General features: G+C 65.2%; 16 protein-coding genes. 7 read left to right on the forward strand and 9 right to left on the reverse strand.

All coding sequences use genetic code 11. From position 1 onward, the window contains the following. Positions 1-95 precede the first annotated feature (95 nt). Genes BKM74_RS08670 through BKM74_RS08680 form a run of 3 tightly spaced genes read left to right on the forward strand, consistent with a single transcriptional unit; the run spans position 96 to position 2,108 of the window. A complete protein-coding gene (locus tag BKM74_RS08670; RefSeq protein WP_086465303.1) occupies positions 96-842 on the forward strand; it encodes a CDP-alcohol phosphatidyltransferase family protein in 747 nt (248 codons plus the stop codon). Next, entirely contained in the window at positions 839-1,450 is a 612-nt protein-coding gene (locus BKM74_RS08675; RefSeq protein ID WP_086465304.1) for a YceI family protein, read from the forward strand. Before BKM74_RS08670 ends, BKM74_RS08675 begins: the two co-directional genes overlap by 4 nt. Position 1,451: 1 nt before the next feature. Then, on the forward strand, positions 1,452-2,108 hold the full coding sequence (locus BKM74_RS08680; RefSeq protein ID WP_086465305.1) for a RibD family protein: 657 nt from the start codon (positions 1,452-1,454) through the stop codon (positions 2,106-2,108). Here the strand turns inward: BKM74_RS08680 and BKM74_RS08685 are convergent. From BKM74_RS08685 to BKM74_RS08705, 5 genes are read right to left on the reverse strand one after another with little or no spacing between them, the layout of a single operon-like run. Further along, complete coding sequence (locus BKM74_RS08685; protein ID WP_086465306.1) at positions 2,105-2,962, reverse strand: class I SAM-dependent methyltransferase; 858 nt, start codon at positions 2,960-2,962, stop codon at positions 2,105-2,107. The genes BKM74_RS08680 and BKM74_RS08685 overlap by 4 nt on opposite strands. Next, positions 2,959-3,999, reverse strand: coding sequence for a glycosyltransferase family 4 protein (locus BKM74_RS08690; protein ID WP_086465307.1), 1,041 nt, complete (start codon positions 3,997-3,999; stop codon positions 2,959-2,961). Before BKM74_RS08690 ends, BKM74_RS08685 begins: the two co-directional genes overlap by 4 nt. Then, positions 3,996-4,400: a 6-pyruvoyl trahydropterin synthase family protein gene (locus tag BKM74_RS08695; protein WP_086465308.1), complete on the reverse strand. Its 405-nt coding sequence runs from the start codon at positions 4,398-4,400 to the stop codon at positions 3,996-3,998. Before BKM74_RS08695 ends, BKM74_RS08690 begins: the two co-directional genes overlap by 4 nt. Positions 4,401-4,410: 10 nt before the next feature. Beyond that, positions 4,411-5,394 (reverse strand): zinc-dependent alcohol dehydrogenase, encoded by a 984-nt coding sequence (locus BKM74_RS08700; RefSeq protein ID WP_086465309.1) that lies wholly within the window; start codon positions 5,392-5,394, stop codon positions 4,411-4,413. A 29-nt stretch (positions 5,395-5,423) separates the two neighbouring features. Then, positions 5,424-6,335, reverse strand: coding sequence for a hydrogen peroxide-inducible genes activator (locus BKM74_RS08705; protein WP_086465310.1), 912 nt, complete (start codon positions 6,333-6,335; stop codon positions 5,424-5,426). A gap of 109 nt (positions 6,336-6,444) precedes the next feature. On the opposite strand from BKM74_RS08705, the gene BKM74_RS08710 reads away from it, so the two are divergent. From BKM74_RS08710 to BKM74_RS08725, 4 genes are all read left to right on the forward strand, one after another. Further along, entirely contained in the window at positions 6,445-6,984 is a 540-nt protein-coding gene (locus BKM74_RS08710) for a peroxiredoxin (protein WP_086465311.1), read from the forward strand. A 113-nt stretch (positions 6,985-7,097) separates the two neighbouring features. After that, on the forward strand, positions 7,098-7,655 hold the full coding sequence (locus BKM74_RS08715; RefSeq protein ID WP_086465312.1) for a carboxymuconolactone decarboxylase family protein: 558 nt from the start codon (positions 7,098-7,100) through the stop codon (positions 7,653-7,655). Between the two features lie 58 nt (positions 7,656-7,713). Beyond that, positions 7,714-8,193 carry a Dps family protein gene (locus BKM74_RS08720; RefSeq protein WP_086465313.1) on the forward strand — a complete coding sequence of 160 codons (480 nt, stop codon included), beginning with the start codon at positions 7,714-7,716 and terminating at the stop codon, positions 8,191-8,193. An 86-nt stretch (positions 8,194-8,279) separates the two neighbouring features. Beyond that, a complete protein-coding gene (locus BKM74_RS08725) occupies positions 8,280-9,080 on the forward strand; it encodes a ZIP family metal transporter (RefSeq protein WP_086465314.1) in 801 nt (266 codons plus the stop codon). On the opposite strand, the gene BKM74_RS08730 is transcribed toward BKM74_RS08725, so the two are convergent. The 4 genes from BKM74_RS08730 to BKM74_RS08745 are packed head-to-tail and all read right to left on the reverse strand — an operon-like array spanning position 9,077 to position 13,539. Beyond that, positions 9,077-10,039, reverse strand: a complete 963-nt coding sequence (locus tag BKM74_RS08730; protein ID WP_176342461.1) for a DMT family transporter — start codon at positions 10,037-10,039, stop codon at positions 9,077-9,079. The genes BKM74_RS08725 and BKM74_RS08730 overlap by 4 nt on opposite strands. Then, positions 10,020-10,928: a DMT family transporter gene (locus tag BKM74_RS08735; RefSeq protein ID WP_086465316.1), complete on the reverse strand. Its 909-nt coding sequence runs from the start codon at positions 10,926-10,928 to the stop codon at positions 10,020-10,022. The genes BKM74_RS08730 and BKM74_RS08735 overlap by 20 nt, the downstream gene beginning before the upstream one ends. 8 nt (positions 10,929-10,936) lie before the next feature. Further along, on the reverse strand, positions 10,937-12,046 hold the full coding sequence (locus BKM74_RS08740) for a serine hydrolase domain-containing protein (RefSeq protein ID WP_086465317.1): 1,110 nt from the start codon (positions 12,044-12,046) through the stop codon (positions 10,937-10,939). A gap of 44 nt (positions 12,047-12,090) precedes the next feature. Continuing rightward, entirely contained in the window at positions 12,091-13,539 is a 1,449-nt protein-coding gene (locus BKM74_RS08745) for an amidohydrolase family protein (RefSeq protein ID WP_086465318.1), read from the reverse strand. Positions 13,540-13,576: the final 37 nt, after the last annotated feature.

Raw genomic sequence — 13,576 nt, forward strand, 5'->3', positions numbered from 1 at the left:
AGGGCGGCATGTCGAGTGCCATCTTTCAGAGCGCAGGGGCGCGGTCAAGCGTTACGGCATATGAACTGTCATGAATTATCGTGAGGCCAAGGGCAATGAGCATTCTGGACGGCGCTAGCAGATCGGTGACGCCGCGTTTGCGCTGGGGCACGTTTCTGGCCGTGGCGCTGATGGCGGCGGTCCTGCTGGCATTGCTGATCGGCCAGATGGCGCACCCTCTCAGGATCGCGCAGAGTCTGCTGCCCTTCGCGCTGATCGGCGGCTTCTTGATCCGGGGGCTGGGATATCACGCGCCGCACACCCGCTTCGGTGCGGCCAATCTGGTGACGCTGACGCGCGCCGCCGGCGTGTGCCTGCTGGCAGGCTTCGTCGGCTGGGCGGATGATGCTGCGGCTCTCGGCTGGCTGCTGCCACTGATGGCGGCGGCATTGCTGGCGCTGGACGGGCTGGACGGATGGCTGGCCCGGCGCTTCGGCCTCGCCAGCGCCTACGGCGCGCGCTTCGACATGGAGGTCGATGGCTTCCTGATCCTGGTGCTGGCGCTGCTGGTGGCCGAAGGCACGGCGGCCGGGCCCTGGGTCGTGCTGTGCGGGGCATTGCGTTACCTGTTCCTCGCCTGGCTCGCGCTGATGCCGCGCTACGACCGGCCGCTGCCGCCCAGCCTGCGCCGCAAGAGTGTGTTCGTGGTACAGGCCATTGCCCTTGTCGGCGCGCTGGTGCCCGGCCTGCCGGATATCGCGGCGATTGCCCTGGCGGCGCTGGCGGCCGGCCTTGTGAGTGCCTCATTCGCCATCGATAGTTTCGGGCTGTATCGAACGGAAAAGAAGGAGCAAACGCCATGACCCGAATGCGGCAACTTCCCGCGCTGATGATGGCAGCCGTGCTGATGCTGGGTGCCGCGCGCGCCGAAGCAGCGCCGGAGGCCTACAAGATTGACCCGGAGCATCTGTCGATCGGCTTCCTGGTCGATCACATTGGCTATGCCAAGGTGCTGGGCCTGTTCCGCGAGGCCGAGGGCAGCTTCCGCTTCGACCGCGAGACGCGCCAGCTTTCCGACCTCACGGTCACCATCGACAGTGCCAGCGTCTATACCGCGCACGACAAGCGCGACGAGCATCTGCGCGGGCCGGATTTCCTGAATGCCGGGGAGTTTCCCGAGATCATTTTCACCATGACCGGCAGCGAACCGACCGGGGAGCGTACCGGCAAGGTCACCGGAGACCTCACCATCCTCGGCGTCACCAAGCCGGTCACGCTGGAGGTGACCTGGAACAAGAGTGGCGAATACCCGTTCGGCGGCGGCCTGCTGTCCAAGCCGAACTTCGTCACTGGCATCTCCGCGCGCGGCAGCTTCAAGCGCAGCGACTTCGGCATGATGTACGCGGTCGAGAATGGCCTGGTCGGCGACAGGGTCGATCTCATCATCGAGGCCGAGGCGATCCGGCAATAGCATGGCGGATGACGATCCCTGCGCCGGGCTGGAGACGGGGCCCTGGGTGCTCGCCCATCTCGGCCAGAGCCTGGACGGGCGCATCGCGACGGCCAGCGGCAAGTCGCATTATGTGACGGGGCAGGAGAATATCGTCCATCTGCACCGGCTGCGCGCGCTGGCCGATTGCGTGCTGGTCGGCGCCGGCACAGTGGCGGCGGACGATCCGGCGCTGACCGTACGCCATGTGCCGGGGCGCAACCCGGTGCGCGCGGTGATCGACCCGATGGGCCGCCTGCCAGCGGACCGCAAGATATTCACTGACGGAGCGGCGCGGACGCTGGTGCTGACGGGAATTGCCGAGGGGCCTGGCGAAAGGCTGCTTGTGACATCAGGGCCGGATGGTATGGCGCCTGCTGATATTCTGGCAACGCTGCGCGGACTCGGCCTTAACCGCATTTTCATTGAGGGCGGCGGGCGCACCGTCTCGACATTCCTGCAGGCCGGGCTGCTGGACCGGTTACAGATCGCGGTGGCGCCGATGCTGATCGGCTCCGGCATTCCCGCCATCACCCTGCCGGTGATCGACAGTCTGGACAGCGCGCTGCGGCCGCCCGGCCGCATCCTTCCGATGGGCACAGACGTGCTGTTCGACTTCTATCTCGGGATGCGGGCTTAGGTGGGCGGCAGCGCCAGCAGGTCGGTATGCCCGACGCGGTGGCGGCTGGTGCCGGCGCCGATGGCGAAGCGGCGGCGCTGCCGCCAATGCTCGATCTCTCCGGCGCGATCCGGCGCGATCTCCAGCGTGGCCTGGACATAGCCGGCCAGCAGCGCTTCCTGCATGTCCCGGTCTTCGGCTTCCAGCTGCCAGTCGCTGCGGCCGGTCTCGACCGTGAATCCGGCGGCCCTGAAGGCTGCTGCCGCTGCTGGTGCGGCATCGGGACCGAGCGCCGGGCCGAAGCTCTTGGTGCCGCGCTGATGCCGGTCGAACAGTGTGTGCATCTCCGTATCCAGCCGGTCCACCGGGGTCCAGTCCAGGCGTCCGTCATAGCTGAGGGCGGCATAGCAGGCGAGGCTATGCAGCCGGCAGAAATCCACCAGCCGCGCCAGCCAGTCGGCGGACACCAGATCGATCAGCGCAGAGGCGGTGAGCAGCCTCACACCATCCAGCGGCAGGGCATCCATCCGAGCGGACAGATCGGCGTGCTGTGGCGCGAATTTGGCGGAAAAGCCCTTGCCGGTCACGGTATTGCCGGCCATCACATGGCCGGCCGCCGCCGCCCAGCGGGCGGTGTGGTCCGGGATCGCCTTCAGCAGCGCCGGATCATGGTCAGCCATTATCCAGCACTGCCGTCCGCCCAGCAGCGGCGCCAGCGCCCTTAAGGAGGCACCGGTGCCGCAGCCAAGATCGAGAATGCCGATCTCGCCCATCCGCACCCGCCAGTCGCGCAACCGCTCCAGCAGCGCCTTGTCGCGTGCGGCGGCGTCATAGGGCGCACGCAGGGTAAGCCAGTCGGGGGAGAATCCGCTCATAGCGTTTCCAGAATCCGGGCGAAGGCGCGGGCCTGATCTGGCCAGTGCGGCAAGGTTGTGCGGGCTTTCAGCGCGCCCTGGCGCAGGCTCTGGCGCAGGTTGGTATCGGCCATCAGCTTTTCCAGCGCTTGCGCGAAGGCGTCGGCATCGCCCGGCGGTACCAGCAGCCCGGCATCGCCCGGCACAGTCGTCGGGATCGCGCCGCCGGTTGTGCTGAGGACCGGCAGGCCACGCGCCAACGCCTCGGCGAACACCATGCCATAGCCCTCATAATGCGAGGCCAGCGCGAACAGATCGGCCCGGTCGTAGAGGGCGGCCAGAGCCTCAGCATCGACCTCTCCAAGAAGGGTGATTCGGTCGGACAAGCTCTTGTCCTGAATCAGTTTTTCGACGAGGTCCGCTGTCGCTTTGTCGCGCGCGCCGCCGGCCAGCGTCAGCGTCCAGTCATGATGGAGAAGTGTACCCAGCGCGGTCAGCAGCACATCATGCCCCTTGCGCGGCGTCAGCGTGCCGACGGCAAGGATATTCAGGCCAGGGCCGCCGCCGCCCTTCGCGACGGGAGCGGGGTCGGTACCGGGCAGGATCACCGTCACACGCTCTGCCGGCACGCCATAATCGGCAAGGGCGCTGGCGGTGAAGGGGCTGGTGACGATGCTATGGCGGACCATCGCCAGCGCCGCTTTCTCGCTCTCGAACAGCCAGTGCCGGGCGGCCTCGTCCAGTCCGGTTTCCTCCGCCAGCGGGTGATGCACCAACCCAACAAGGCGCAGCCGCGCGGCATGCGGCGCGATCACGGTGGGCAGCAAGCCAAGCGCCAGCCCGTCGATCAGCACCCGAGCGTCATCGGGAATACCAGCCAGAATTTCCGCCGTATGTGCCAGCTCGGCCGCACCGGGGAAGGGGAAATTGTCGGCCAGCCGGTGGTGATGGATTGTCCAGCCAAGCGCCTCCAGCCCGGCGGTGATGCGGGCATCGTAGAGATAGCCGCCGGTACGGCTGTCCGGATCGCCCGGCAGCAGGAAATGCAGAATGTTCACGCCGGAAGACTGCCCTCATAGGCGGCCCAGGCGGCGTGGCTTTCGTGCAGGACCACCTTCATGCCAGCGAGGCCGCCGGCCTGCGCGCCGAGATCGCCGGAAGCAATGCGTGCCGCCATGCGGTCGAACACCACCTTGGCCATGAACTCGGTGGTGGTGTTCTGGCCGCGAAACTGTGCCTCGTCGTCCAGATTCTTGAAGTTGAATTCGGCCAGCACGGCTTTCAGCGCCTCGGTCGCGCGGCCGATATCGACGACGATGCTGTCGCTGTCCAGCTTCGCGCGGCGGAATTCGACATCCACCACATAGGTAGCACCGTGCAGCGCCTGGGCGGGGCCGAAGACTTCGCCGACGAAGCTGTGGGCGATCATGAAATGGTCGCGGACGGTGACGCTGAACATCGGGATTTCCTCAGTAACGGATGCGGTGGCACAGAGTGCCAATGGGAGTACCGGAAGGGGTGGTGGAGAGTGTCACCATCAGCTCCGGCAGTTCCTCGAACGGGCTTTCGCCGGTAATCAGCGCGTCCAGCCGGTCATCGGCGAGCAGTGACAGGGCCAGCGCCATACGGTCGGCATAGGAACGCCGGGCGCGCCGGGCGGGGGATACGCCGCCAACCTGGGATGACTTCAGGATCAATCTCTTGGAGTGAAACTCTTCGCCTAATGGTAGAGGAACCAGTGTGCTGCCATACCAGCTCATTTCCAGGATCGTGCCCTCATAGGCGGCGAGGGTAAGAGCGCTTTGCAGCCCCATCGGGTTGCCGCTGGCATGGATGACGATATCGGCATCGCGGATGGCGTCGCGGGTCAGTGCGAAGGGCAGACCCAGCGCCTCGGCGATGGCGGCCTTGGCCGGGTCGATATCGATCAGCTCGACCTGTATGCCAGGTATGCGGCTGGCCAGAAAAGCGGCGAGGCAGCCGACCACGCCGGCGCCGATCACCGCGATGCGGTCGCCGACCAGCGGCGCGGCATCCCACAAACCATTGATCGCAGTTTCCATATTGGCGGCCAGCACGGCGCGCTGCGGCGGCAGGCTGGCGGGCAGGGTGGTAACGGCCTCGGCCGGCACGACATAGCGGTCCTGGTGCGGATACAGGCAGAAGACCGGCGTGCCGGCGGGCAGGGCGCCAGCCTCGACCACACCGACATTGATGTAGCCATATTTCAGCGGCGCCGGGAAGAACCCACCCTGGAAGGGCGCGCGCATCGCCTGCCACTGGCTCTGCGGCACCTTGCCCTGGAAGACCAGGCTCTCCGTACCCCGGCTGACAGCGCTGTAGAGGGTGCGCACACGAACCTCCCCCTCGGCCAGATCCGGCAGGCTTTCCTCGCGGATCGCGCCCTTGCCGGGCCGGTCGATCCAGAAGGCGCGGGCTGTGTTGGCTGTCATTCGATAATCCTGCCGGAAATGCTTTGACGTCAGGTAGATAGCGCGGCCATCTGCGCTTTCAAGAAATCGGCGAGAAGCTGGAATTCCGCGCGCCGGGCTGTGCCGCGCCGCCAGATCAGCCCAATCTCGCGCTTCGCCTCGGCATCGTCCATCGGCCGCGCGACCAGCCTTGTACCATCCAGCAGCTTGCCGTCGAGCGCCAGCTTCGGCAGCAGCGTGACGCCCAGCCCGTTATCGACCATCTGCACCAGCGTGTGCAGGCTGGTGGCCCGGAAGCCCTGCGCGTTACGGGCGCTTTCCATCTGGCAGGCGGCCAGCGCATGGTCGCGCAGGCAATGGCCTTCTTCCAGCAGCAGCAGGCTTTCGTCCTTCAGTGCCTCCGCCGGGATCAGGTTCTGCTGGGCCAGCGGATGATTGGCCGGGCAGGCGAAGTAGAAGCGGTCTTCCCCCAGCACGGCACTTTCCACGTCGCCGGCATCATAGGGCAGGGCCAGCAGCAGGATATCCAGCGTGCCATCCTTCAACTGTTCGACCAGCCGTTCGGTGCGGTCCTCCGTCAGGTACAGTTTCAAGGAGGGGTAGGTCTCACGCAGGGCGGGCAGGATGCGCGGCAGCAGGAACGGCCCCACCGTCGGGATGACGCCCATGCGCAATCTGCCGCTCATGGGCTGACGCCCGGCGGCGGCTTCCTCCACCAGTTCTTCCGCGTCGCTGAGGAGCTTCCTAGCGCGGTGCAGCACGGCCTCGCCCACGGGCGTGAAGATGATTGTGCGCTTGCCGCGGTCCACCAGAACCGTGCCCAGCAATGTCTCCAGCTCCTGAATGCCGGCGCTGAGCGTGGATTGGGTGACGAAACAGGCCTCGGCGGCCCGGCCGAAATGATGATGTTCGGCCAGTGCGACGAGATAGCGGAGCTGCTTCAGGGTAGGAAGTTGGGTCATTGATTTTATCGATTGTAATTATCGAATTAACTCATTGGAAAGAATGAGTGCGGTGCAGCATGTTTCCTGTGTCGGCTTAACCGAACCCAATTTATGGAGATACCGCATTATGCTTACCATTGGCGACAAGTTCCCCGCATTTTCCCTGAAGGCCGTCGAGTCGGCCGAGCTGCCGAAGGATTTCCCGGTTCTGAACCAGGACAGCTTCGAGGGCAAGTGGAAGGTCTATGTCTTCTGGCCGAAGGACTTCACCTTCGTGTGTCCGACCGAGATCGTGGCGTTCGGCGAGCTGAACGAGGATTTCGCGGATCGCGACGCCGTGCTGGTCGGCGCCTCCACCGACTCCGAATTCGTCCATGTGGCCTGGCGCCAGAGCCGCGATGACCTGAAGGCTGTCACCTATCCGTGGCTGGCCGACATCAAGAAGGAGCTGAGCGCAGCCCTCGGCATCCTCGACAAGGAAGAGGGTGTTGCCAACCGCGCCACCTTCATCGTCGATCCGGACGGCATCATCCGCTTCGTGTCGGTGAACGACCTGTCGGTCGGCCGCAACCCGAAGGAAGTCATCCGGGTGCTCGACGCGCTGCAGACCGACGAGCTGTGCCCGTGCAACTGGCAGAAGGGCGAAGAGACCCTCAAGGCCGCCTAAACAGCGCCTGAGGAACGGCGGATGGGACGCCCGTCATCTCATCCCTCTCATCCCCCGCGGGTGACCTGTCCGCCGACCTGCCCTTTTTGCAATCCCTCTCGAAGGAGCCTGCCATGAGCATCGACACATTGAAGAGCGCGCTGCCCGATTACGCGCGCGACCTGAAGCTGAACCTGTCCAGCCTCGCCGATGAGGAGACCCTGACCCAGCAGCAGCTGTGGGGCACTTTCCTCGCTTCTGCCATCGCCTCGCGCAATGCGGGTGTGATTGCCGCAATCGAGGCGCAGGCGGCCGAGAAGCTGTCGCCCGAGGCGCTGACCGCCGCGCGCGCCGCCGCCGCGATCATGGGCATGAACAACATCTATTACCGCTTCGTGCACCTGTCCTCGAACGAGGAATACAGCACCATGCCGGCGCGGCTGCGGATGAACGTCATCGGCAAGCCGGGTGTGGAGAAGGTTGATTTCGAGCTGTGGAGCCTTGCCGTCTCCGCCGTCAATGGCTGCGGCATGTGCATCGATTCGCACGAACATGAACTGCGCAAGGGCGGGCTGAAGAGCGAGGCCATCCAGGCCGCGATCCGCATCGCCTCTGTCGTGCATGCGGTCGCCGTCACCCTTGAAGCGGAGGCTGTGAGCGCGCAGGTTAACAAGGCGCAGGAGGCCGCGTAACCCAGGTTACTATCGGCCATCCCCCAGGGTCATCCTCGGCAACCGGAAGGAGAGTCGGATGGGCACGAGCACGGAAATCGATATCGGCATCGGCAAGAAGGACCGCAAGGCGATCGCGGACGGGCTGTCCCGACTGCTGGCTGATACCTACACGCTGTATCTGAAGACCCATTATTTCCACTGGAACGTGACGGGTCCGATGTTCAACACGCTGCATCTGATGTTCGAGACGCAGTACACCGCGCTGGCGCTGGCGGTGGACGAGATCGCTGAGCGTATCCGGGCTCTGGGTTTTCCGGCACCGGGCAGCTATTCGCAGTTCGCCAAGCTGTCCACGGTGAAGGAAGCAACCGAGGTGCCGTCGGCCGAGGAGATGATCGCCCAACTGGTCAAGGATCAGGAAGCGGTCACCCGCACGGCGCGGGAGGTATTCCCGCTGGCCGAGAAGGCGAGCGACGAGCCGACCGCTGATCTGCTGACTCAGCGCATGCAGATTCACGAGAAGACTGCCTGGATGCTGCGCAGCATGCTGCAATAGGCATTGCCGAATAGTCTCGCATCGGGCGACGGGCCAGCTTAAAAAGTCCGGCGCCTTTTTGCGTGTGCATAACGAGAGAACCCTTGATGGCAAGCGTCGAACTGTTCTTTGCCGGCCTGCCGATGATCTGGATTGGCGTGATCGCCAGCCTGGCCGCCGGTGCGGCGACCGGCGTCGGCGCGCTGCCTGTTTTCGCGGTAACCACGATCTCTCAGCGCACCCAGGACATGATGCTGGGCTACGCTGCCGGCGTCATGCTGGCGGCCGCCTGCTTCTCGCTGATCGTGCAGGGCATCGATATCGGCGCGGCACAATATGGCAGCGCGATGAGCGGTGTCGTCGTCGTCATCGTTGGCATGATGATCGGCGCCTATTCCCTCTATATCGTGCACCGCTATCTGCCGCATGAGCATCTCATCAAGGGGCCGGAGAATGCCGATGCCGTTGAAATCCGGCGGGTCTGGCTGTTCGTGCTGGCTATCACCTTCCATAATTTCCCGGAAGGGCTGGCGGTCGGCGTCGGTTTTGGCGGCGGCGATATCTCGAACGGTCTGTCGCTGACCAGCGGCATTTTCATTCAGAACCTGCCGGAAGGCTTTATCGTGGCGCTGGTCATGCTCGGGCTGGGCTACAGCCGCGCGGTGGCCATCGGCATCGCGCTGCTGACCGGCGTGGTCGAGGTGTTCGGCGGCTTCATCGGCGCGGCGCTGGTCAGCGTCGTGGAGCCGGCCCTGCCCTGGGCGCTGGCGGCGGCGGCGGGCGCCATGATCTTCGTCATCAGCCACGAGGTCATCCCCGAGACCCATCGCAACGGCTACGAGACGCCGGCCACCTTCTCGCTGATGGCCGGTTTCGTCACCATGATGTTCCTGGACGCCGCGATCTAGTTGCGCTTCGCCAGCCGCGTTTCGCGGTGCCAGATGAACAGGTTGGAACCGATAACCACAGCGGCGCCGGCCAGCATGGTTGCGTTCGGCACATCACCCCAGAACAGATAGCCGAAGATCGTCGCCCAGAGCAGGTTGATGAAGCGGAAGGGCGCGATCAGCGCCGCCTCGGCGAAGCGGTAGGCGGTGATCAGCAGGAAATGCGCCGAGGCCAGCAGCACGCTGGTGGCGGCCAGCAGCAGCACCAGCTTTGTGTCCAGCGGCACCCAGCCCAGCGGCCAGGTGAGGAGGCCGGACAGCGTCACGCAGAAGGTGGTCACCAGCAGCGTGCCGGAGGTGGTCTCGGTCGCCATCAGCTTGCGGGTGACGATATCGCGGACAGCGCCGGTGCAGGCGCCGCACAGCGGCAACAGCACGATCCAGCCGAGTTCGCCCGTCATCGCTGCCTGCGGGCGGACCATCAGCAGCACCCCGGCGAAGCCGATCAGCACGGCGGCCCAGCGCCGCCAGCCGACGCGCTCGCCCAGGAAGAACGGCGCCAGCGCGGTGGTAAAGAGCGGCCCGGCGAAGCCGATGGCGACGACATCGGCCAGCGGCAGATACTTCACCGAATAGAAGAAGAAATAGGAGCCGGCGACGACCAGCGCGCCGCGCAGCAGCTGCGCCTTCCAGCGGCCGACGCGCAGGGTACGCCAGCCGCCGGTCAGCACCGCCAGCAGGCAGATGAAGGGGATGGCGAAGCCGCCGCGCATGAACAGCGCCTCGCCGACTGGCAGGAAGGCCGACAGCCACTTCATGATGGCGTCGTTGAAGGTGATGATCGCCGTGCCGCCGACGGTCAGGCCAATGCCCTTGCCCGGCGCGGTCGAGACCGAGACCGGCCGCACCGGTGCCGCCGACTGCGCGGTCGGCGAGCTGGGCAGCGGGATCGCTGCCGGCCTATCGTCTCTGTCGGGCAAGCGTCGCCTCCCGTCGGAAGATGAACAGCCCGCTGCCGACCACCACGGCGGCACCGATCCATTGCCAGATATCCGGCACATAGCCCCAGATCACGAAGCCGATGACCGCACCCCAGATCAGCTGGGTGTATTTGAACGGCACCACGAGGCCAGCCTCGGCGAGGCGCAGGCTCTCGATCACCAGATAATGCGCCAGCACCATGCAGCAGGCGGCGGCCACCATGATCGCCAGATGATCGGCGCGCGGCACGATCCAGTCACCGGCGAAGGCGGTCGGCACGCTGGTCAGCGTGACCATGATCGTGGTGACCATCAGGATCGAGGCGGAGGTCTCGGTGGCACTCATCTTGCGTGTCAGGATGTCGCGCACCGCGCCGACGAAGGCGGCGATGATCGGCAGCATGGCAAAGGCCAGTACGATGTCGCCGCCCGGCCGCATCATGATCAGCATGCCGGCGAAGCCGACCAGAACCGCCGTCCAGCGCCGCCAGCCGACCCGCTCGCCCAGCAGCGGCACCGCCAGCGCGGTGACGAACAACGGGGCGACGAAGGACAGGCTGATGGCGGTCGCCAGCGGCAGGTGATGCAGGGCGTGGTTGTAGATGAAGGCGGCCAGCCAGAACAGGAAGCCGCGGGCAAGCTGCGCCTTCCAGCTGTTCACCCGCAGCGATTCGCGGCCGAACAGCCGGCGCATCGTCAGATAGACCAGCAGGATGGCGACGCAGCCGCGGATGAACATGACCTGTCCGACAGGCACGCCGTCGGTCGTCAGCCATTTCATCGCGGTGTCGTTCAGCGTGATGATCGCCGATCCGACGATCATGCACAGGATGCCTTTCACCGCGTTGGGCAGGCCGGGCTGTTCAGAGTGTGGGGCCGGGGAGGACATACCGCCCCCTAGCGCATCGCCTCCATCACGCGTCGGCAGAAACCGTCGATGCCCGGCTTGCCGATCCAGCGCACCACGGCGACCAGATCGTGCGCCGGGTCCATCCAGATGATAGAATTGCCGGCGCCGACCGCGAAGAAGCTGGTCTCCGGTGCGCTGGGATACTGTTTCCGGCCGGTGTTCAGCCACCACATATAGCCGTAGATCGGCTGCAGGTCGCAGGGCTGGAGCGAGGCCTCGATCCAGCTTTCCGGCAGGATTTCCGTGCCGTTCCACTTGCCCTTGTTGGCCATCAGCAGGCCAACGCGGGCATGGTCGCGCGAGCCGATCATCATGCCGCCGCCCCAATGGCCGCCGCCGGAGACGGACTGCACCTGCTTACCGCCGATCTCGACATAGGAATTGCGGTAGCCATGCCATTCCCAGTCCTGCGAGGCGTCGATCGGGTCCATCACCTCGCGCTTCAGCACGGCGGGCAGGCCTTCGCCCAGCACGCGGAGCAGGGCCAGCGACAGCCGGTTCACGCGGATGTCGTTATATTCCCAGAAAGTACCTGGCTTCTGCAGGTCGCGGTGGGTGCCCTTCTTGGAATTGGCGCCCTCGCTGGTCAGGTCGCGGTGGCGGTCCAGCAGATCCGGCTTGTCCCACAGCGTGCCTTCCCACTCGCTGGTCTGCTGCAGCAAATGATGCCAGGTGATGTCGCGGTTCTGCTCGGAGTCGAAGCCGCCATCCTTTACCAGTTCGTGGATCGCGGCGTGGATGTCCTTGATCAGCCCCTTCTTGATCGCAAGGCCGGCGCAGATCGAGAGATAGCTCTTGGACACCGAGAAAGTCATGTCGGCGCGGTTGGTGTCGCCCCATTCGGCGACGATGCGCCCGCCCTTCAGGATCAGTCCGTTCGGCCCGCCGCGCTCGCGCACCGGCCCCAGGATCTCGTTATAGGGCGGCGGCTCGAAATGGCCCTCGGTCAGCACTTTCATGATGTCGCGGTCCCAGCCGGTCTCGTTGGCGACGGCATGATCGACGGCGGCCTGAAGAGCGGCGGAATCGAAACCGGCGGCTTCCGGCTCCTGCCGTTCCCAATCGGAACCGGCAGCCGGGAAATAGGTCTTGGTCATGGTTTTGGGCGTTTCTTTTTTGAAGGTTGAGTGACGATTCGAAGTCAGTTTAGCCGGTCAACGGTGCGATAGGCCATAGGCGCAAGCTCGTCGGCGCTGCGGCCGTTCCAGTCCAGCTTCGAGACTTTCTTCAGCGAGCGCTGCTGCGCCTCCTGCAGCGCCTCGGAGGCGGCCTGCAGATCGATGGTCAGGCATTTGCCGTCCTTCACCACCTGGTTGCCATCGACGAACACATCGTTCACCGCGCGGTCGCCGGCGACATAGACTAGGCTGCGCACCGGTTCGCGCAGCGGCATCATCGCCGGGTGTCTGGCATCCAGCAGCACGATATCGGCCTTGAACCCCGGCGCGATGCCGCCGATGTCCGGCTGGCGCAGGGCCTTGGCCCCGCCCATGGTCGCGGCGTTGAACACGTCGGAGGTGTTCAGATCGTCCACGCTCTCGCCGATGACGCGGGCATACATGGCGACGCAGCGCATCTCCTCCAGGAAATTATGCGGATAGGTGTCGGTGCCGATGCCCATATTCACCCCGGCGCGGAGATAGCCACCGAAGGTGCGCAGGGTGATGCCGCGCCGCGCGAACACGGTCGGGCAATGCGCCACGGTCGAGCCGCTATCGGCCAGCAGGCCCAGATCCTTGCGCGTCGTCCAGTGCAGCCAGGGGTGATGGTCGAGGAAGATGCCATGGCCGATGATCGAGTGTTCGCCCAGCGCGCCGATGGAGTCCATCCACTGGATCGGCGTCAGCCCATGCCGGCGCTGCATCTCCAGGAATTCGGTCACCGACTGCGCGGCGTGAATCTGGAAGGGCAGGTTCTTCTCGACGGCGAGGTCATAGCTGTCGCGGATCAGCTCCGGCGAGCAGGTGTCGATCTGCGCCGGGCAGACCATGCCGGACAGCCGCCCGGACGGGTGCTGCTTGGCGAGGTCGAGCAGCCGCGCCGCCTTCTCGAAGCCCTTGCGGCCGTTTTCCTTGTTCCAGTCATATTTCAGCTCATGGCCATCGGTCGTGTACCAGCGCGCATCGCGGTACATCGGTGCGATGACGGCACGGATGCCGCTGTCCGCCAGCGTGTCGAGCCAGCCATCAAAGGCGATGGACAGATCGGCGACGGTGGTGCAGCCGCTCATCAGCAGCTCGGCCAGCGCGACCTGCATGCAGGCGGCATAGCCGTCCGGGTCGTTCTCGAAGGTGGAGAGATATTCGTAGAGCGAGGAATGCCAGAAGCCGGGGCTGCGGGTCTCGTCGGTGATGCCCTTGCGCAGCGGCTCGCTGGTCGGGTGTGAATGGACATTGATCATGCCCGGCATGACGACGCGGTTGCGGCCGTCGATCTCGACATCCGCCTTGCCCTCGTAGCCCTTGCCGACATGGGTGATACGGTTGCCCTCGAAGGCGACATCGGCATCGCGCAGATAGACATGCTCGCCTTTCGCCTTGTCAAAGGCCACGACCCAGTCGGCATTGCGGATTACGGTGGTTTCGGTCATCGCATGGACATCCCTAAATGTAAGTACCGCTATCAAG

It is taken from the genome of Oceanibaculum nanhaiense (assembly GCF_002148795.1).
Taxonomy (GTDB): domain Bacteria; phylum Pseudomonadota; class Alphaproteobacteria; order Oceanibaculales; family Oceanibaculaceae; genus Oceanibaculum; species Oceanibaculum nanhaiense.